Origin of the sequence: Streptoverticillium reticulum, from assembly GCF_047456005.1 — a bacterium.
GTDB lineage: Bacteria > Actinomycetota > Actinomycetes > Streptomycetales > Streptomycetaceae > Streptomyces > Streptomyces reticulum.
In genome coordinates this window covers 6612864-6631454 of sequence record NZ_CP179755.1, presented here as the reverse complement: position 1 = coordinate 6631454, position 18591 = coordinate 6612864, and the positions used below count along the sequence as shown (strand labels likewise).

Genomic DNA, 18591 nt, shown 5'->3' with positions numbered 1-18591 from the left:
CCAAAGGTCGAGTCTAAGGGGCGCGTGGAGGGGGACGGCCCGTGGGCTTGGGTCAGAGCCGGTCCAGGAAGGCCGGGGCGCCCACGGGCAGGGTAAATCGGAACTGGGCACCGCCGCGGGCGGCCCGTCCGACCGTGATCGTCCCGCCGTGGGCGTCGATGATGCCCTTGACGATGTACAGGCCCAGGCCCGTGCCGCCGCGCTTGCTGCCGCGCCAGAAGCGGGTGAAGACGCGCGTCATGGACTCCTCGGGGATGCCGGGGCCCTCGTCGCTCACCGTCACGGCCGTCCCCTCCCTCCGCGCGGTCAACAGAGCCGGTGCCACCTCTATGGTCACCTGTCCCTCGCCGTGGCGCACGGCGTTTTCCAGGAGGTTGCCCAGGACCTGGTCCACCTTGTCCGGATCCGCCCACAACGCGGGCAGCGGCTGCTCGGCGACCTTGACGACGAACCGCTCGCGCGGCTGGCCCGCCCGGGTGTGCGCCTCGACGTGCCGGTGCACGGCGGCGACCATGTCGACCGGCTGGCGGTGCACCTCCAGCCGCCCCGAGTCGATGCGGGAGATGTCGAGCAGCTCGGCGATCAGCCGGGTGACCCGGTCGGCGTCGGCGTCGACCGTCTCCAGCATCAGCCGCTTCTGGTCGTCGGTGAACCGCTCCCACTTGGCCAGCAGCGTGGCCGTGAAGCCCTTGACCGAGGTCAGCGGCGAGCGCAGCTCGTGGGCGACGGTCGCGATCAGCTCGGCGTGACTGGCCTCGGTGCGGCGGCGCGCCTCGGTGCCGCGCAGCTGGACGACCACGCTCACCACGCGCCCGGTCGGCCGCTCGCGCACGTACCGGGCGGAGACCAGCACCTGGCGGCCGCCGGGCAGCAGCAGATTCCGCTCGGGCTGGCCCACCCGGGTGGTGAGGCCGCCGTACGGGTCGGTCAGGGCCCACCAGCGGCGGCCGTCCAGATCCTCCAGCGGCAGGGCCTTCTCCAGCGGCCGGCCGAGCGCCTCGGCGGAACCGAGGCCGGTGATCCGGGCCGCGGCGGCGTTGAAGCAGGTCACGCGGCCGGTCTCGTCCGCGACGACCAGGCCGTCCGGCAGGTCGTCGGGATGCGGCAGGGGCCCGTCGGCGACCGCGGGCGCGGAGCGCCCGGCCGCACTCCCGGACGTCCTGACGTTCATCACCCGACACCCCTCCCGAGCCCCAGGAGCGCCACCCTACTAGCTGGAGGTCACGGAGCGGCACCCTCCGGACGCGCGCTGCGCACGGGCGGAGGCGTACAGGCACACGGCGGCGGCCGTGGCGAGGTTGAGGCTCTCGGCCTTTCCGTGGATCGGAACGCGCACCACGGCGTCGGCGAGTGCGCGGGTCTCCTCCGGCAGGCCCCAGGCCTCGTTGCCGAAGATCCAGGCGGTGGGGCCGCCCATGGTGCCCTGGTCCAGCTCGTCGTCCAGGTCCTTCTCGCCCGCGCCGTCGGCGGCCAGGATCCGGGCCCCGGCGTCCTGCAGCCCGCGCACGGCCTGCTCGACGGGGACGCCGACGGCGACCGGCAGGTGGAAGAGGGAGCCCACGGAGGCGCGGACCGACTTGGGGTTGTAGAGGTCCACCGAGGCGTCGGTCAGCACGACGGCGTCCGCACCGGCGGCGTCCGCACAGCGCAGCACCGTGCCGGCGTTGCCGGGGTCGCGCACGTGGGCCAGGACGGCCACCAGCCGGGGCCGGGCGGCCAGGATCTCCTCGAAGGGGGTGTCCAGGAACCGGCAGACGCCGACCAGGCCCTGCGGGGTCACGGTCTGCGAGATGTCGGCCACCGTCTCGTCGGTGGCGTGGTGCACCCGGACCCCGGCGGCCAGCGCCGCCTCGATGATCTCGGAGTGCCGCACGGCGGCCTCGACCGTGGCGAAGAGCTCGATGAGGGTGGGCTCGCCCGCGGTCCGGTGCTCGATGGCCTCGCGGACGGCCTGCGGGCCCTCGGCGATGAACCGGCGCTCCTTGACCCGGAAGTTTCTCCTGGCCAGCCGCCGGGCGGCGACGACGCGGGGGGAGCGCGGGGAGATCAGCTCGGGGGTGCCCATGGGCGGCGGCTCACTTCACTGGGTGGGGCGTACGGGCGCGGGCGCGCGCCGGGTGACAGACGGCAGCGGACCCGCAGGCCTCGAAAGGCCTGCGGGTCCGCTCGGAAGCCGTGGGGCGCCGGATCAGGCGGCGGCCTTCGGGGCGTTCACGTCGGCCGGCAGCGCCTTCTGGGCAGCCTCGACCAGCGCGGCGAACGCGTTGGCGTCGTTGACCGCGAGGTCGGCCAGGATCTTGCGGTCCACCTCGATGTTGGCGGCCTTCAGACCCTGGATGAGGCGGTTGTACGTCATGCCGTTCTGGCGGGCAGCGGCGTTGATGCGCTGGATCCACAGCTGACGGAAGTCGCCCTTGCGCTTCTTGCGGTCGTTGTAGTTGTAGACCAGGGAGTGGGTGACCTGCTCCTTGGCCTTGCGGTACAGGCGGGAGCGCTGACCGCGGTAGCCGCTGGCCTGCTCGAGGATCGCCCGGCGCTTCTTGTGGGCGTTGACTGCCCGCTTGACGCGTGCCACTTGTTAACTCCTTGTAGCGGGGTCGCGGTGGATTCTCACGCGACCCGGAAATCGATGGGGTCCCGGTCGGACGCGCACCCCGCGGTGCGGGGTGCAGGGCGTCACTTGCCGAGAAGCTTCTTGATCTTCGCGGCGTCGCCCGGGGCCATCTCGGCGTTGCCGGTGAGGCGACGCGTCAGCTTGGACGACTTGTGCTCGAGCAGGTGGCGCTTGCCGGCGCGCTCGCGCAGGACCTTGCCGGAGCCAGTGATCTTGAAGCGCTTGCTGGCACCGGAGTGCGTCTTGTTCTTCGGCATCGCGCCGTATCTCCTCGTCGGTGGCGCTCCCGCCCGCCGGGGCGGGCACAAGGGAGCGTCAGCTGTGTTCGATTGCGGTCCGGGACTCTCGCCCCGGGGGCGATCCGGGGCACAGGGCCCCGGAATCACGCCTCTGCAGGCTCCTCGGCGGCGTCCGCGGCGTCCGCCGGTCCGCCCTCGCGAGCGGCCTTGCGGGCGGCCTGCGCCTCGCGGGCCTCGGCCATCGCCTCGGTCTTCTTCTTGTGCGGACCGAGGACCATGATCATGTTGCGGCCGTCCTGCTTGGGGTTCGACTCGACGAAACCCAGCTCCTGGACGTCCTCCGCGAGACGCTGCAGCAGTCGGTAGCCCAGCTCGGGCCGGGACTGCTCGCGACCACGGAACATGATCGTGATCTTGACCTTGTCGCCCTGCTTGAGGAACCGGACGACGTGACCCTTTTTGGTGTCGTAGTCGTGCGGGTCGATCTTCGGCCGGAGCTTCATCTCCTTGATGACCGTGTGCGCCTGGTTCTTGCGCGCCTCACGGGCCTTCATGGCCGACTCGTACTTGAACTTCCCGTAGTCCATGAGCTTGCAGACCGGCGGGCGTGCGTTCGCCGCCACCTCGACCAGGTCGAGGTCGTACTCCTGCGCAAGCTCCAGGGCCTTGGCAAGCGGCACAATGCCGACCTGCTCGCCGCTGGGACCGACAAGTCGCACCTCGGGAACGCGAATCCGGTCGTTGATGCGGGGCTCGGCGCTGATGGATCCTCCTCGGTAGCACCACACGGCCGTCCGGCGGACAGCCGCGTCTGTTGTACGTACGGACCAACCGCGCCGGTGCACAAAAAATGCCCCGGACGGCACAGGCGGGGCTCCAAGAAACCGGAACACCGCCACGGAAAGCCGCGGGGCGCAATCGGGCGGCTCCATCGTCCGTACGGAACGATGGCCACCACCTGACCGGAAACGACCTGCCGACCCGGGGTCGGCGAGGTGGGAGTTCGGAGCCTCCACTTGTTGGGCCGGGCACGCACGTGTCCAGCCGGTCGATCCACCACATTACCAGCTGTGGAGCAGAGGGCCCAACCCGTGGCGAACCGATTCGGTGACGGCACGTATCGTGTGCGGCATGAGCGACGCAAGCCCCACCGGCGAGACCCCCGACTTCGACTCCCTGACCCGTGACATCGCGGAGGTGCCCGCGGTCGAGGTGATCACCACGGTGGCGGTGCACCTGATGAGCTCGGCGGCGGTCAACCTGGGCCTGGCCGAGGAGGGCGAGGCGCACAAGGACCTGGACGAGGCGCGGAAGCTGATCACCGCACTGGCCGGCCTGGTCACGGCGAGCGCCACCGAGATCAGCAACTTCCATGCGGGGCCGCTGCGCGACGGGCTGAAGTCGCTGCAGCTGGCGTTCCGCGAAGCGTCTGTCGTGCAGGACGAGCCCGGGCAGGGGCCCGGCGAGAAGTTCACCGGGCCCGTGTACGCCTGACCGTTCTTCGGGTGCGGGTTCGCTGTGGCCGGTCGCGGCCACGCGGCGGAGCCGCTGGGGGTACCTCCTGGGGGCACCCCCAGCGGTAGCTGGGGGAGGTAGCTGGGGGAGTAGCTGCCCCGCGCCCCTTCGGGGCGCCCCTGTTACGGGGCGCTCTCGGGCTTGCCCGTCAGGTGGCCCGGCGGGGCCTCGTAGCTGCCGGAGGCGATCTCGTCCGCGATCAGGACCGGCGCCTGCGGCGGATGGGTGAGGCGGTGTGCGTACGCCGCCAGCACGGCGCCCACCAGGGGCGCGATGACGAACAGCCACAGCTGCGAGAGCGCGCTGCCGCCCGCGAAGAGCGCGGGGCCGATGCTGCGCGCCGGGTTCACCGAGGTGCCGGTCAGCGGGATGCCGACCAGGTGGATCACCGCGAGGGCCAGGCCGATGGCCAGGCCGCCGAAGCCCACCAGGGCGATCTTGTGGGTCACCGCGAGCACGACGAAGACCAGCAGGAAGGTCAGGACGACCTCCGCGAGGAACGCGCCGCCCGTGTTGATGTGCACGGCGGAGCGGTCGCCGAAGCCGTTGCTGCCGAAGGAGCCGCTGGTCTTCAGCCCCGGCACCTGCTTGGCCAGCAGGAACAGCACCGCCGCGCCGACGATGCCGCCCAGGATCTGGGCGATCCAGTACTCGATGGCCGTATGGAGCGTGATGCGCCGCTCCACCAGCATTCCCAGCGTCACCGCCGGGTTGACGTGGCACCCCGAGACCGGGCCCAGCGCGTACGCCAGGGCCAGAAGGGTGAAGCCGAAGGCCAGCGAGATGCCGAGCACCCCGATGTAGTCGGCCGCCAGGACGGCGGAGCCCACGGCGAAGAAGACCAGCAGCAGGGTCCCGAGGAACTCGGACGCGACGGCGCGGGTCTTCACGGGATTCAGCTGCAGGGTTTCCAGCTTCAGGGCGACCATGGCGACCTCCTGGATCTCGCGGACCGTCCCTCTCGCATTGTCGGACGGTCCGCCCCGGGTCGCCTGTCGGAGATCAGCGGCCGGATCAGCGGCTGAAGAGCGGCTCCCCCGGGACCGCCGCCTCCGGCGGCAGCAGGGCCAGGTCCAGACCCCGGACCAGCCGGGCGCGCAGCACCTCGTCGGCCGCGAGGGCCTCGGCCACCCGCGGCACCGTCTCGCCGGGTGCCGTGCCGGGGACCAGGGCGAGCGCCAGGGTCCCGTCGGCCTCGGCGGACGGGGCCAGGTGGGCGCGCAGCACGCCGGGCTCGGCGGCCAGCACCGCGCGGAGCGCCTCCGCGACGGCCGGGTCGGCCAGCGGGTCGGTGCTCTGCCGGCCCTCGGCGAGGGCGAGCAGGGCGTGGCCGGTCAGCGGGTACGTCACCGGGCCGGCCAGGTCGAGGACGATCGTGTCCGCCTTCTCGTGCGCGGCGGCCTGCAGCGCCTGGTGCAGGGGCACGGCCACCGGGCGGGCGTCGGCCCGCCAGCGGGCCAGCGTCTCCAGGGAGGTGAAGGCGGGCAGCGCCTTGCGGCCGTCCGGGGCCTGCAGGGTGGGGACGGCCATGTCGCTGGTCTTCTCGCGCTTGAGCCCGTCCGGGCCGGTCTCCACCTCGCCGAGCACGGCGACGACGGGCACCAGCAGGCGGGCGCCGCGCAGGGCGGCGAGCACGCGGGGCTCGCCGGTGGCCGGGTCGGCCGCCCATGCGGCCAGGGCCGCGGTCAGTTCGGCGTCGGCGGAGCCGTCGTCGTCGGCGAAACCGGGGTCAGGAATGTTCTTGAGGGCCACGGGGGCAGGGTATCGGGGGCGTCTTGGCCGCGTTTGTCGGGGGCTGCGGGCCGGTGGGGGCTGGTCGCGCAGTTCCCCGCGCCCCTGACGGGGCGCGCCCCCGTCACCGCCGCCTCAGCGCAAACGCGGTACCCAGCAACAACACCCCCGCCGCCCCGGCAAGGACGGCCGCCGTGCGGGGCCCGGCACCCCGCGAGCCGCCCGGGTGGGGCCCCGGCCCCGCCCCGAAGTACCGTGCCCCGTACGCCCGCGGCGCCAAGGCCTCGCGGCCCGGCCGCGAACCCTCCGCCACGGCCGCCGCAGGATCCACCAGCCCCGCCCCCACCCCGTCGTTGCGGCCCCCGGCCGGTGCGTCCTGGGCCGTTGCCGTCAGGAGGCGGCGGACCTGCACGGGGGTCAGCCCGGGGTGCGCGGCGCGGATCAGCGCGACGCACCCGGAGACGAAGGCGGACGCCGCACTCGTGCCCCAGCCCTCGTAGTAGCGGCGGTCGGGGTCGGCGATCACCACGTCGACGCCGGGTGCGCTCACGGCGGCGTACCACCGGCTGGTGGAGAACGCGGCGTGGTTGCCGTAGCGGTCGACGGCGGTGACGGCGACGACGCCGGGGTAGGCGGCCGGGTAGGAGACGTGGTCGCCGTGCTCCCCGCCGTTGCCGGCCGAGGCGACGACGACGGCGCCCTTGGCGAGGGCGTACTGGACCGCGGCGTCCTCCCCGGGCTCGGGGTGCGCGGTGTCGCTGTCGTCGCCGAGGGACAGGTTGATCACGTCGGCGCCGTGGTCCGCGGCCCAGCGGATGCCGTCCGCGAGCGCGCCGCCGCGCGAGCTGCGGGCCTTCGGCCGGGCGGGGTCGGTGTCCTCCAGGATGACCCTCACCGGCAGGATCCGGGCCTCGGGCGCGACGCCCACGACCCCGTCGCCGTCGCCCTGGCCGTGGCCGCGTCCGGCGATGATGCCGGCCATGGCGGTGCCGTGCCGTGCCCAGGCGCGTTCGCCGGGCGTGGCGCCGAAGCCGACGAAGTCCTTGCCGGGCAGCACCCGGCCGTGCAGATCGGGGTGGCCCTCGTCGACCCCGGTGTCGAGGACGGCGACGGTGATACCGGCGCCCTTGGTCGTCCGCCAGGCGTCCTGGACGTGCAGGGCGTCGAGCGCCCACTCCTGGTCCCGTATCGCATCGGCGCCGGCCGGCCCGGCGGACAGCGCGACGAGCGCGGCGGCGGTGGCGACGGCGGTCAGGGCGCGGGCCCTCACGGGGTCTCCCCGTCCGCCGTGCGGGCCGCGTCGCGGTAGCCGCGCTCGATCCGGGCGGCCAGCGCGGTGGCGTCGTTGCCGAGCCCGGCCTGGGCGGCGGCCGTCGTGGCGCCGGGGGCGACGGCCGCGGGGGCGGGCTGGGGCGGGACGCCGGTGCGGCCGTCCGCGAAACCGGTGACCGCGTACACCACGGCCGGGACGTCCGTGAGGACCGAGATGCGCCAGCTGGCGCGCTGCGCGTCGCCGAAGTTCCCGGCGACGGTGCCGGCGGGGGCGTAGGGGCGGGGCATCAGGTCGGTGCGTTCGTCGAGGTGTTCGTCGGAGAAGCGGTGGTTCAGGGCGCGCATGCCCGCCCGGCCGGTGTCCGTGATCAGGAGGCCGACCGTGGTGACGCGGGTGGAGGTGGCGTCGGCGTATGTGGCGCGCAGCAGGCGCCGGCAGCCGGCCGGGGCCAGGGCCCGGGCCAGCAGCGGGTCGAAGGCGTCGGTGCAGCCGCCGTCGGGGGCGACTCCGAGGCGCGTCCAGTCGCGGGCGGCGCCGCCGGGTCCCGCCGCGTCGCTGTGGATCGCCGGGGGGAAGAGGCGGTCGACGGGCTCCTCCTGCCAGCGGGTGGCGCCGTGCGCGTAGGCGGCCTCGGCGGCGGAGGGCGCGTCCGGCCCGTCCACGAGCCAACTCCCGGCGAGGGCCCCGGCGATGAGCCCCGTGCCGAGCACCGCGCACACGGCCGCCGCGACGGTGCGCCCGGTGGTGCGCCGCGGCGGGCGGGCGGGGTACGGCGGGATGCTCCCCCAGCTACCTCCCCCAGCTACCGCTGGGGGTGCCCCCAGCGGTGCCCCCAGCGGTGCCGTCGGGCAGGGCGGGGCGTCCGCTTCGGTGCTCACCCTGTGCGCTCCCCCTCGCGAACCGGCTCGCCGTATCGCCCGATCGCCTTTCGGGGCAGGCCGGTTCGTATCACGACATCTCGCCGCCACGGCTCCGCGGCCGGGCGTCCGCGCCACTCTACGGGTCCTCCGGCGGCCCCGGCCATCCGCCCTCTCCCGGCCCCTGGTCAGCGGTGATCGGCTCTGGCAAGCTGCGCCCATGCCGTTAGCGACCGCTCCCCGCGTCACCGGCTCCACCGCCGACCGGGCCCGCTACGACCGGGCCACGGGCGGTCTGACCGCGCCGCTGGCCGTGGTCGATCTCCGGGCCTTCGACGCCAACGCCGCCGACCTGGTGCGCCGGGCGCGGGGCAAGCCGGTGCGGGTGGCGAGCAAGTCGGTGCGCTGCCGGGCGCTGCTGGAGCGGGTGCTGGCCCGGGACGGGTTCGCGGGGGTGCTGGCCTTCACGCTCGCCGAGGCGCTGTGGCTGGCGCGTTCGGGCGTCGACGACGTGCTGCTGGCCTACCCGTCGGCGGACCGGGCGGGCTTCGCGGAGCTGACCTCGGACGCGAGGCTGGCGCGTGCGGTGACCGTGATGATCGACGACCCGGCCCAGCTCGCCCTGGTCGAGGCCGCCCGTGCGGGGCGCGAAGAGGTGCGGGTCTGCCTGGAGTTGGACACCTCGCTGCAGCTGCTCGGCGGCCGGGTGCGGCTGGGGGCGCTGCGCTCCCCGGTGCGCGACCCGGAGCGCCTGGCGGAGCTGGCGCGCTCCGTCGGGCGCCGGCCGGGCGTGCGGCTGGTGGGGCTGATGGCGTACGAGGCGCACGTGGCCGGCGTCGGCGACGCCCCGGCCGGGCACCCGGTACGGGCCCGGGCCGTGCGGCTGGTGCAGGCCGCCGCCCGCCGGGAGCTCGCGGTCCGCAGGGCGGAGGCCGTGGCGGCGGTCCGGGCGGTGGTGGACCTGGAGTTCGTGAACGGCGGCGGCACGGGCAGCGTGCAGCACACCGCGGCCGAGGCGGCGGTGACGGAGGTCGCCGCGGGGTCGGGGCTGTTCGTCCCGCGCCTCTTCGACGACTACACGTCCTTCCACGGCCGCCCGGCGGCCCTGTTCGCCCTGCCGGTGGTGCGCCGCCCGGGCGTGGGCGTGGTGACCGTGCTCGGCGGCGGCTACCCCGCCTCCGGCGCGCCGGGCCGCGACCGGCTGCCGGTCCCGCACCTCCCGGCGGGCCTGCGCCTCGCCCCGCAGGAGGGCGCGGGCGAGGTGCAGACGCCGCTGCTGGGGCAGGCGGCCGACGACCTGCTGATCGGCGACAAGGTGTGGTTCCGGCACGCCAAGGCGGGCGAACTGTGCGAGCGTTTCGCCGTGTTGCACCTGGTGGACGGGGACCGGGTGACGGAGACGGTGCCGACGTATCGCGGCGAGGGCCGCACGTTCTTGTGAGCGCCCCGTCAGGGGCGCGGGGAACTGCGCGAGCAACCACGACGCGCCTGCAGCCGAAGTGCTCGGGGCTTCGCCCCGGACCCCAGGGGTAGTGCGTCGACCGCGGGCCGGTGGGGGCTGGTCGCGCAGTTCCCCGCGCCCCTTACAGGGCACCTGGTCGCGCCCACGCGGCGGAGCCGCACATCGAAACAGCCCCGCGCCCCTTACAGGGCACCTGGTCGCGCCCACGCGGCGGAGCCGCACATCGAAACAGCCCCGCGCCCCTGACGGGGCACCCCTGACGGCGTCAGAACGCCCTGTCCACCTGGTCCGGCACCACAGAACCGTCCGCCCGCCGCACCGGCCCGTGCGAACCGTCCGGCGCGGTGTACGCGCTCGTCGCGCACGGGTACGCGCCCGACTTGCGCGGCATCGGGTCGATGAACATCGGGTTCGTCACCCAGCGCCCGTCCGCGTCGTCGTACGCCCGGCACATCAGCTCGGCCTTGTTCCGGTTGATCGCGACGTGCGCGCCGGTCGCGTCGCCGACGAAGGTCACGTCGGTGTCCGCGTCCCCGGCGCCGAGGGCGATGCGGTGCGCGGCGTCCTGCCGCTCCCACGCCTTCGCGCCCTTGATCTTGAAGATCTCCTGGTTGATCAGGCACCGCTTGCCGTCCATGTACGGCAGGGCCTCGCCCTTCCCGTCCGGCACGTCGCCGCAGCCGCGGATGCCGGCGGTCAGGCGGCCCTTCTGGACGATGCTGCGGATGCCGATGGTGTGCTTGCGGTCGATGCCCACGCCGCCCGACCAGGCCTCGGCGATCGGCTCGGACGAGGCCGAGACGATGTAGACGTCGAAGCCGGCCGCCTTGAGCGTGCGGATCAGGTCCTTCTGCTGCTCGTAGTAGCGCACGTACCCGGCGAGCTTGTGCGTGCCGACCGTCTGCGTGCTGCCGACGGGAGCGGCCAGCTGCTCCGCACGGGCCTTGCGGGCGAAGGAGGTCAGGGCGGAGGGGGTGTGCCCGGCGAAGAGCTGCGGGATCCAGGCGTACGCGGGCACGGTGCGGCGGTGGTTCCAGTCACCGGCGAAGGCGGCGGCGCCGCTCATGGTCTGCGACTTCTCGCGGATCTCGAAGATCTCGTCGGCGCAGGCGGTGTTGCGGGAGGTGGGCAGCGGGCGGCCGGCCGGCACGGCGGTGCCGCAGGCCCGGGTGAGGGCCTCGTCGGCGGCCGGGGTCAGCCACTTGCTGGTGTCCTTCCAGGACTTCGGCCGCAGGATCTTGTCGTGCTGCAGCGCCCAGGCGAGCGTGGCGTCGGTGATGTCGTTCTTGACGACGGTGTTGTCCCAGTCGAAGGCGGCGACGGGACGGGGGCCGCCCTGGCCGGAGCACGTACCGCGCTCGTCGATCATCTTCTGCAGCTTGGCGCGGTTGTCGCCGAACCAGGCGAGGCTCTTGTCGAGCTGCGGGCACGCGGCCAGCGTGCCGTGGGCGGGGGCCGCTCCGGCGGGCAGGGGGGCGGCGAGGGTCGCGGCGGCAGCGAGGCCGACGACTATGGCGGTCTTCTTGCGCATCAGAACTCTTCGGTGCAGGAAACGGGCAGGGCAGGACACCGGAACCGACCGGACGGCCGGTTCCGTATCCGATCATGGACCCTACAGCGGGGTCACATAGGCGCCCGCGATGCCTCCGTCCACGAGGAACTCGGCGGCGTTGACGAAGGACGAGTCGTCGCTGGCGAGGAAGGCCACGGCGGACGCGATCTCCTCGGGCTCGGCGAACCGGCCCACGGGCACGTGCACGAGCCGGCGCGCCGCCCGCTCCGGGTCCTTGGCGAACAGCTCCTTCAGCAGCGGGGTGTTCACCGGCCCCGGGCACAGCGCGTTGACGCGGATGCCCTCGCGGGCGAACTGCACGCCCAGTTCGCGGGACATGGCCAGCACGCCGCCCTTGGAGGCGGTGTAGCTGATCTGTGAGGTGGCGGCGCCCATGACGGCCACGAAGGAGGCGGTGTTGATGATGGAGCCGCGGCCCTGGCGCTGCATGTACGGCAGGGCGGCCTTGCAGCAGAGGTAGACGGAGGTCAGGTTGACCTCCTGGACGCGCTTCCAGGCGTCGAGGCCGGTGGTGAGGATGGAGTCGTCGTCGGGCGGGGAGATCCCGGCGTTGTTGAAGGCGACGTCGACCGAACCGTAGGTGTCGAAGGCGGCCTTGAACAGCGCCTCGACCTCCTCCGGGCTGGTGACGTCGACCTTGACGAACAGGCCGCCGACCTCCTCGGCGGCGGCCTTGCCGGCCTTCTCGTCGATGTCGGCGCAGACGACGTGCGCGCCCTCGGAGGCGAGCCGCCGCGCGGCGGCCAGCCCGATGCCGCTGCCGGCTCCGGTCACGACGGCCGTGCGGCCCACGAGGCGGCGGCAGACGGGGGTACCAGGGGAGGTCTGGTCGGTCACTTGCTCTCCTCCGTGCTGATGAAGACGTTTTTGGTCTCGGTGAAGGCGGACAGGGCGTCGGGGCCGAGCTCGCGGCCCAGGCCGGAGCGTTTGAAGCCGCCGAAGGGCGTCCAGTAGCGCACGCTGCTGTGGGAGTTGACGGAGAGGTTGCCCGCTGCGACGGCGCGCGAGACGCGCAGGGCGCGGGCGACGTCCCGCGTCCACAGCGAGCCCGACAGCCCGTACTCGGTGGCGTTGGCGAGGCGTACCGCCTCCTCCTCGTCCTCGAAGGGGATGACGACGGCCACCGGCCCGAAGACCTCTTCGACCGCGGCACGGTCCTCCGGGCGGCCCTCCAGCACGGTCGCGGGATACCAATAGCCCTTGCCCGCCGGTGCGTTGCCGCGGATGGCCGCGGGCGCGGTCTCGGGGACGTAGGAGCGGACGCGCTCGCGGTGCGCGGCGGAGACGAGCGGGCCCATCTGCGTGCCGGGGTCGGCGGGGTCGCCGGTGACGAAGGACAGCACCGCGGGCTCCAGCAGCTCCATGAAGCGGTCGTACACGGAGCGCTGGACGAGGATGCGGCTGCGGGCGCAGCAGTCCTGGCCGGTGTTGTCGAGGAACGAGCCGGGGGCGGCGGCCGCGGCGCGTTCGAGGTCGGCGTCGGCGAAGACGATGTTCGGGTTCTTGCCGCCGAGTTCGAGGGTGACGCGTTTGACGTCCGCCGCGCACTTGGCCATGATCTGCCGCCCGACGGCGGTGGAGCCGGTGAAGACGACCTTGGCGACGCCGGGGTGCTCGACCAGGGCGTTGCCGGTGACCGGCCCGGCCCCGGGCAGGACCTGGAGGAGCCCTTCGGGCAGCCCTGCCTCCAGGGCGAGTCCGGCCAGCCGCAGGGCGGTCAGCGGGGTGGTCTCGGCGGGCTTGACGAGCACCGCGTTCCCGGCGGCCAGCGCGGGGGCGAAGCCCCACGCGGCAATGGGCATGGGGAAGTTCCAGGGGGCGATGACGGCGACGACGCCCAGCGGCTCGTGGAAGGTGACGTCCAGGCCGCCGGCGACGGGGATCTGGGCGCCGAGGAGCCGTTCCACTCCCCCGGCCGCGTAGTCGAGCAGGTCGCGGACGTTGCCCGCCTCCCAGCGGGCGTTGCCGACGGGATGGCCCGCCTCGCGGACCTCCAGGAGGGCGAGTTCCTCCAGGTGCCCGTCCACGGCCGCGGCGAAGCGGCGCAGCGCGCGGGCGCGGTCGCCGGGGGCGAGGGCCGCCCAGTGGCGCTGTGCGGCGGCGGCGCGGCGGACAGCTGCGTCCACCTCCTCGGGAGAGGTGCCGGGGACGACGGCGACGGTCTCCTCGGTCGCCGGGTTGACGATCTCGTGCTGGTGCACCTTGGTTCCTTTACAAGCGCTCGAAGGAGCGGAACCGCTCCCAGTCCGTGACGGCGGTGTCGTAGGCCTCCTGCTCGACGCGGGCCATGTGCCGGTAGTGCTCGACCACGTCGTCGCCGAAGGCGGCGCGGGCTATCGGGCTGGCCTCCCACAGTTCGGCCGCCTCGCGCAGGGTGGCCGGGACGTGCACGGCGTCGCCCGCGTACGCGTTGCCCGTGCACACCTCGGGGAGTTCGAGCTCGTGCTCGATGCCGTACAGCCCGGCGGCGACCATGCCGGCGACGGCGAGGTAGGGGTTCACGTCGCCGCCCGGCAGCCGGTTCTCGAAGCGGTGGGATTGCCCCCGGCCGACGATGCGCAGGGAGCAGGTGCGGTTGTCGGGGCCCCAGGCCACGGCGGTGGGGGCGAAGGAGCCGGGGCGGAAGCGCTTGTAGGAGTTGATGTTGGGGGCGTAGAGCAGGGTGAAGTCCCGCAGGGCGGCGAGCTGTCCGGCCAGGAAGTGCTGCATGACGCGGGACATGCCGTACGGGCCGCCGTCGTCGGCCAGGACGGGGTGCCCGGCCTCGTCGCGCAGCGAGAGGTGGATGTGACAGGAATTGCCCTCGCGCTCGTCGTACTTGGCCATGAAGGTGAGCGCCATGCCCTCCTGGGCCGCGATCTCCTTGGCACCGGTCTTGTAGACGGCGTGCTGGTCGCAGGTGGTGAGGGCGTCCGCGTAGCGGAAGGCGATCTCGTGCTGGCCGAGGTTGCACTCGCCCTTGGCCGACTCGACGGTCATGCCGGCCGCGCCCATCTCGTTGCGGATGCGGCGCAGCAGGGGCTCGACGCGGCCGGTGCCGAGGACGGAGTAGTCGCAGTTGTACTGGTTGGCGGGGGTCATGTCGCGGTAACCGCGGTTCCAGGCCTGCTCGTAGGTGTCCCGGAAGACCATGAACTCCAGCTCCGTGCCCGCGTACGCGGTCCATCCGTGCTCGGCCAGCCGGTCGAGCTGGCGGCGCAGGATCTGCCGCGGGGAGGCGAGGACGGGCGAGCCGTCGTGCCAGGCGAGGTCGGCGGTGAGCAGGGCGGTGCCGGGGTTCCAGGGGGTGCGGCGGAGGGTGGCGAGGTCCCCGTGCAGGGCGAAGTCGCCGTAGCCGTGCTCCCAGGACGACATGGCGTAGCCGTCGACGGTGTTCATGTCGGTGTCCACGGCGAGGAGGTAGTTGCAGCCCTCCGTGCCGTGGTCGAGGGCGTCGTCGAGGAAGAACCGGGCGGCGAACCGCTTTCCCTGGAGCCGTCCTTGCATGTCCGTGAAGGCGAGGACGACGGTGTCGATCTCCCCGGTGTCGACGAGCCGGCGTAGTTCCTCGACGGCGAGCGGGGGTGTGCGGTCTGCCACGGTGGTGCCTCCCTGTCGGGCCTTCGGCGGTGCGACCGGAGGTCTTAAGGTAGGCCGGTAGACCATTGATTGGGAAGGGGTCCGATGAACGAGGATGCGGATGCGGCGGAGCGGCTGGCGCCGGTGCTGCGGCCGGTCCGTGCGGGCAACGGCTTCGAGGAGGCCCTGCAGCAGATACTCCAGCTCCTGCGCCTGGGCCTGGTCGCGCAGGGCGAACGGCTGCCCGCCGAGCGGGAGTTGGCCGACCTGCTGCACATCAGCCGGGTGACGCTGCGCGAGGTGCTGAAGGTGCTCCACGACCAGGGGCTGGTGGAGAGCCGGCGCGGCCGCTACGGCGGCACGTTCGTACTGGCCCGGCCCGCGGCCCACGGCGAGGCCGAACTGCGGCGCCGGGTCGCGGCGGTGGACGTCGAGGACACGCTGCGCTTCCGCGAGGTGCTGGAGACGGGCGCGGCCGGGCTGTGCGCGACGCACGGGCTGACCGGGGAACAGGCGCACCGCCTGGAGGAGGCGCTGGCCGCCACGCACGACGCGCCCCTGCACGACTACCGCCGCCTGGACACCAGGCTCCATCTGACATTGGCCGAACTGTCGGGCTCCCCCTCGCTGGCCGCGCAGTACGCTGCCGTGCGCGCCACGGTCAACGACCTGCTGGACTGCATCCCCCTGCTGGTGCGGAACCTGGAGCACTCGCAGCGCCAGCACACCGCACTGGTGGCGGCGGTGCTGGAGGGGGACGCGGACCAGGCGCGCGAGGTGATGCGGGAGCACTGCTGCGGCACGGCGGCGCTGCTGCGGGGGTTTCTGGCGTGACGGCGCGACGGCGCGACGGCCGGAGTTACGCGGGATTAACGCAGGGGGGTTGCCTTTCTGCTGCCCGCCCGGCAAAGGTATGGCGCAAAACCATTGCCCGAAGGAGCGGCTCATGGCCGATCGCACTGCGCCCGCCTGTCCGCCCGCCCCCGAGGATGCGTACCTGGAGAAACGCACCCTGCGCCGGGGCAGCGCCGGCCCCCTGCTGCTCACCGGCCTCGGCGTGGCCTACGTCGTCTCCGGTGACTACTCCGGCTGGAACTTCGGCCTGGCGCACGGGGGGTTCGGCGGACTCGCCGCGGCAGCCGCCCTGATGGGCGTGATGTACACCTGCATGGTCTTCGCCCTCGCCGAACTGGCCGCCATCCTGCCCACGGCGGGCGGCGGTTACGGCTTCGCCCGGCGTGCGCTCGGCCCGTGGGGCGGCTTCCTCACGGGGACGGCAATCCTCATCGAGTACGTCCTGGCACCGGCTGCCATCTCCATCTTCATCGGCGACTACGTCGCCTCACTGCACCTGTTCGGGCTCACCTCCGGATGGCCCGTCTACCTGGCCTGCTTCGCCGTCTTCATAGGCATCCACCTGTGGGGCGTGGGCGAGGCACTCCGCTTCTCCTTCGTCGTGACCGGCATCGCGGTCGCCGCACTGCTGGTGTTCGCCGCCGGGGCGTTCACGCACTTCGACGCCGGACGCCTGAACGACATCCCCGTCGACCACTCCGCCCTCGGGGCCTCCTCCTGGCTGCCGTTCGGGGTGCTGGGCATCTGGGCGGCCTTCCCGTTCGGCATGTGGTTCTTCCTCGGCGTCGAGGGGGTGCCGCTGGCCGCGGAGGAGACGAAGGACCCGGCGCGCACGCTCCCGAAGGCGATGGCCACGTCCATGGGCATCCTGCTGCTCCTCGCCCTGCTCACGTTCGTCGCCGCCGGCGGGGCGGGCGGCGCCGACGCGATCAAGGACGCGGGCAACCCGCTGGTCACCGCGCTGCAGCCGGACGGGCACGCCACCACCCTGAGCAGGATCGTCAACTACGCCGGCCTGGCGGGCCTGGTGGCCTCCTTCTTCTCCCTCATCTACGCCGGCTCGCGCCAGCTGTTCGCCCTCTCCCGGGCCGGCTACCTCCCCCGCTTCCTCTCCCTCACCAGCCGCCGCAAGGCCCCCTGGCTCGGCCTGCTGGTACCGGGCACCCTGGGCTTCGCCCTCGCCGCGGCGACCGGGGACGGGGCGCGCATGCTCAACGTCGCGGTCTTCGGCGCCACCATCTCGTACGCCCTGATGTCGCTTTCCCACATCGTGCTGCGCCGCCGGGAGCCGGGGCTGGCGCGCCCGTACCGCACACCCGGCGGCACGGTGACATCGACGGCGGCTTTCCTGCTGGCCTGTTCGGCGCTGGTGGCCACGTTCCTGGTGGACACGACGGCAGCCTTCATCGCACTGGGCGTCTACGCGGTCGCGGCGGCCTACTTCGGGTTCTACAGCCGCCACCGGCTGGTGGCGAACGCACCCGAGGAGGAGTTCGCGGCGCTGGCGGCGGCGGAGGCGGAACTCGAATGACCCGCGCAATCGAAAGGACCGTGCAGAACATGCCCGTTCAGCCCCTCATCGGCGTCACCACCTACCTGTGCCGGGCCCGCTGGGGCGTCGCGTGGGACCTCCCGGCGGCACTGCTGCCGGACGCGTACCCGCAGTACGTCCGGCGCGGCGGCGGCCTGGTGGCGATGCTGCCGCCGGACGACCCCACGGCGGCCGGCCCGTTGCTGCGCCGCCTGGACGGGCTCGTCCTGGCGGGCGGCGAGGACTTGGACCCGGCCCTGTACGGGGAGGAACCGCATCCGCGTGCGGGCACACCCGTACCGGAACGGGACCGCTGGGAACTGGCGCTGCTGGAGGCGGCGTTGGAGCAGGGTGTGCCGGTGCTGGGCATCTGCCGGGGCATGCAGCTGATGAACGTCCACGCGGGGGGCACGCTGTGCCAGCACCTGCCGGACGAGGTGGGGCACGAGGGGCACAACCCGGTGGTGGGGGCGTTCAGGGAGCATGCGGTCACGGTGGTGCCGGGAACACGGACGGCGACGTTGGTGAAGGGCTCGGCGGTGGCGACGCATCACCATCAGGGGGTGGCGCGGCTCGGGGAGGGGCTTGTCGCCTCGGCGCATGCGGAGGACGGGACGGTGGAGGCGGTGGAGTTGCCGGGCGCCGCGTTCGCGGTGGGGGTGCAGTGGCACCCGGAGGTGGGGGACGAGTACGGGCTGGTGCGGGGGGTGGTGGAGGCGGCGAGGGGGTGAGGCGCGGGTGACGCCCCCGGCCGCATCATCAACCACGGAAGGACCCCTTAGGGCCTCTGCTCACAGACCAACTCCTCCAGCCAGGAGAGTTCGACGAGAGCGATCGGATCACGTCGCACCTGGACCCGCAGGCGCACTGGTGTACACGCGCCGAATTGACGGCAGTTGTATCGTCGGTCAAGCTCATGTTGACGCACGCTGCCGAACACGGAGTGCGCAGCATCGCAATACCCCGGATCGCTGCCGGGCTCGGCGGGCTGGAGTGGCGTGACGTCGAAGCAGTCATTGCGCCCGCAGTTGCTGCCGCTCAACCAGCGGGTCCCATGACGGACATTCCGGCTTCTGCGGACGCAAATCTTCACCACCACGGGCCTGTCGCGATGATGTGCGCCTGCGCAGGGCGGCGGCGCCCCAAGGTGCCGGGCAATCCCCTGGTGTCACACGAGCTGTGCTGCGCATCCTGCGCCAAGAACTCCGGGCCGTGCGGACGACTCGAAACCGCCCTTGACTGGGCCAAGCGGCACTCGGACACCAACCCCTCCCACACCGGCTACCGAGAGACCACACATCGGACCTGGGAAACAACATTGGTGGAGTTGACCGCCACATAGGCGCCTGCCCCGGACGGGCACCGGGCCCCGCCACCACCCCG

Annotated in this window: 19 protein-coding genes; 6 read left to right on the top strand and 13 right to left on the bottom strand. The window is 73.2% G+C overall.

Translation table 11 applies throughout. The features are described 5' to 3' along the window. Positions 1-52: 52 nt before the first annotated feature. From ACMATS_RS30525 to infC, 5 genes are all read right to left on the bottom strand, one after another. Positions 53-1171: an ATP-binding protein gene (locus ACMATS_RS30525; protein WP_414169718.1), complete on the bottom strand. Its 1119-nt coding sequence runs from the start codon at positions 1169-1171 to the stop codon at positions 53-55. 39 nt (positions 1172-1210) lie between these two features. Further along, the gene (locus ACMATS_RS30520) at positions 1211-2065 is read right to left on the bottom strand and encodes a TrmH family RNA methyltransferase (protein WP_391154263.1); all 855 of its coding nucleotides are present in this window, start codon (positions 2063-2065) and stop codon (positions 1211-1213) included. A gap of 123 nt (positions 2066-2188) precedes the next feature. Next, positions 2189-2575, bottom strand: coding sequence for a 50S ribosomal protein L20 (rplT, locus tag ACMATS_RS30515; protein WP_171085850.1), 387 nt, complete (start codon positions 2573-2575; stop codon positions 2189-2191). 101 nt (positions 2576-2676) lie between these two features. Next, positions 2677-2871, bottom strand: a complete 195-nt coding sequence (gene rpmI, locus ACMATS_RS30510) for a 50S ribosomal protein L35 (protein WP_171085849.1) — start codon at positions 2869-2871, stop codon at positions 2677-2679. 125 nt (positions 2872-2996) lie between these two features. After that, positions 2997-3641 carry a translation initiation factor IF-3 gene (infC, locus tag ACMATS_RS30505; protein ID WP_390778991.1) on the bottom strand — a complete coding sequence of 215 codons (645 nt, stop codon included), beginning with the start codon at positions 3639-3641 and terminating at the stop codon, positions 2997-2999. Between the two features lie 343 nt (positions 3642-3984). Between infC and ACMATS_RS30500 the strand changes: the two genes are divergently transcribed. Then, positions 3985-4347 (top strand): DUF1844 domain-containing protein, encoded by a 363-nt coding sequence (locus ACMATS_RS30500; protein WP_390778990.1) that lies wholly within the window; start codon positions 3985-3987, stop codon positions 4345-4347. A 143-nt stretch (positions 4348-4490) separates the two neighbouring features. Here the strand turns inward: ACMATS_RS30500 and ACMATS_RS30495 are convergent, their stop codons facing one another. The 4 genes from ACMATS_RS30495 to ACMATS_RS30480 form a co-directional block, all read right to left on the bottom strand. Then, positions 4491-5297: an MIP family channel protein gene (locus tag ACMATS_RS30495; protein WP_390778989.1), complete on the bottom strand. Its 807-nt coding sequence runs from the start codon at positions 5295-5297 to the stop codon at positions 4491-4493. An 85-nt stretch (positions 5298-5382) separates the two neighbouring features. Continuing rightward, positions 5383-6120, bottom strand: coding sequence for an SseB family protein (locus ACMATS_RS30490; RefSeq protein WP_414169717.1), 738 nt, complete (start codon positions 6118-6120; stop codon positions 5383-5385). 103 nt (positions 6121-6223) lie between these two features. Continuing rightward, a complete protein-coding gene (mycP, locus tag ACMATS_RS30485; RefSeq protein ID WP_414169716.1) occupies positions 6224-7369 on the bottom strand; it encodes a type VII secretion-associated serine protease mycosin in 1146 nt (381 codons plus the stop codon). Beyond that, positions 7366-8250, bottom strand: a complete 885-nt coding sequence (locus tag ACMATS_RS30480; RefSeq protein ID WP_414169715.1) for a hypothetical protein — start codon at positions 8248-8250, stop codon at positions 7366-7368. The genes mycP and ACMATS_RS30480 overlap by 4 nt, the downstream gene beginning before the upstream one ends. A 199-nt stretch (positions 8251-8449) precedes the next feature. Here ACMATS_RS30480 and ACMATS_RS30475 point away from each other — a divergent pair, with 199 nt between their 5' ends. Continuing rightward, entirely contained in the window at positions 8450-9670 is a 1221-nt protein-coding gene (locus tag ACMATS_RS30475) for an alanine racemase (protein ID WP_414169714.1), read from the top strand. A gap of 286 nt (positions 9671-9956) precedes the next feature. Here ACMATS_RS30475 and ACMATS_RS30470 read toward each other — a convergent pair whose 3' ends face one another. From ACMATS_RS30470 to ACMATS_RS30455, 4 genes are all read right to left on the bottom strand, one after another. Continuing rightward, complete coding sequence (locus tag ACMATS_RS30470; protein ID WP_414169713.1) at positions 9957-11222, bottom strand: haloacid dehalogenase-like hydrolase; 1266 nt, start codon at positions 11220-11222, stop codon at positions 9957-9959. Positions 11223-11303: 81 nt separating this feature from the next. Next, the gene (locus ACMATS_RS30465; protein WP_390778983.1) at positions 11304-12101 is read right to left on the bottom strand and encodes a 3-oxoacyl-ACP reductase; all 798 of its coding nucleotides are present in this window, start codon (positions 12099-12101) and stop codon (positions 11304-11306) included. Next, positions 12098-13465 (bottom strand): aldehyde dehydrogenase family protein, encoded by a 1368-nt coding sequence (locus tag ACMATS_RS30460; protein ID WP_414169712.1) that lies wholly within the window; start codon positions 13463-13465, stop codon positions 12098-12100. The genes ACMATS_RS30465 and ACMATS_RS30460 overlap by 4 nt, the downstream gene beginning before the upstream one ends. A 10-nt stretch (positions 13466-13475) precedes the next feature. Next, positions 13476-14843: a glutamine synthetase family protein gene (locus ACMATS_RS30455; RefSeq protein WP_414169711.1), complete on the bottom strand. Its 1368-nt coding sequence runs from the start codon at positions 14841-14843 to the stop codon at positions 13476-13478. Between the two features lie 84 nt (positions 14844-14927). Between ACMATS_RS30455 and ACMATS_RS30450 the strand changes: the two genes are divergently transcribed. From ACMATS_RS30450 to ACMATS_RS30435, 4 genes are all read left to right on the top strand, one after another. Beyond that, positions 14928-15656, top strand: coding sequence for a FadR/GntR family transcriptional regulator (locus tag ACMATS_RS30450; RefSeq protein ID WP_414169710.1), 729 nt, complete (start codon positions 14928-14930; stop codon positions 15654-15656). Positions 15657-15768: 112 nt separating this feature from the next. Then, a complete protein-coding gene (gene eat / locus ACMATS_RS30445; protein ID WP_414169709.1) occupies positions 15769-17208 on the top strand; it encodes an ethanolamine permease in 1440 nt (479 codons plus the stop codon). Between the two features lie 29 nt (positions 17209-17237). Further along, positions 17238-17939, top strand: a complete 702-nt coding sequence (locus tag ACMATS_RS30440) for a gamma-glutamyl-gamma-aminobutyrate hydrolase family protein (RefSeq protein ID WP_391154246.1) — start codon at positions 17238-17240, stop codon at positions 17937-17939. 56 nt (positions 17940-17995) lie between these two features. Next, a complete protein-coding gene (locus ACMATS_RS30435; protein WP_414170827.1) occupies positions 17996-18550 on the top strand; it encodes a macro domain-containing protein in 555 nt (184 codons plus the stop codon). The last annotated feature ends 41 nt before the right edge of the window (positions 18551-18591 follow it).

Coding starts and splice junctions, on each gene's coding strand:
- ACMATS_RS30525 (WP_414169718.1), bottom strand. CDS start 1,171: ATGAACGTCAGGACGTCCGGGAGTGCGGCCGGGCGCTCCGCGCCCGCG.
- ACMATS_RS30520 (WP_391154263.1), bottom strand. CDS start 2,065: ATGGGCACCCCCGAGCTGATCTCCCCGCGCTCCCCCCGCGTCGTCGCC.
- rpmI (WP_171085849.1), bottom strand. CDS start 2,871: ATGCCGAAGAACAAGACGCACTCCGGTGCCAGCAAGCGCTTCAAGATC.
- ACMATS_RS30500 (WP_390778990.1), top strand. CDS start 3,985: ATGAGCGACGCAAGCCCCACCGGCGAGACCCCCGACTTCGACTCCCTG.
- ACMATS_RS30495 (WP_390778989.1), bottom strand. CDS start 5,297: ATGGTCGCCCTGAAGCTGGAAACCCTGCAGCTGAATCCCGTGAAGACC.
- ACMATS_RS30475 (WP_414169714.1), top strand. CDS start 8,450: ATGCCGTTAGCGACCGCTCCCCGCGTCACCGGCTCCACCGCCGACCGG.
- ACMATS_RS30470 (WP_414169713.1), bottom strand. CDS start 11,222: ATGCGCAAGAAGACCGCCATAGTCGTCGGCCTCGCTGCCGCCGCGACC.
- ACMATS_RS30450 (WP_414169710.1), top strand. CDS start 14,928: ATGAACGAGGATGCGGATGCGGCGGAGCGGCTGGCGCCGGTGCTGCGG.
- eat (WP_414169709.1), top strand. CDS start 15,769: ATGGCCGATCGCACTGCGCCCGCCTGTCCGCCCGCCCCCGAGGATGCG.
- ACMATS_RS30440 (WP_391154246.1), top strand. CDS start 17,238: ATGCCCGTTCAGCCCCTCATCGGCGTCACCACCTACCTGTGCCGGGCC.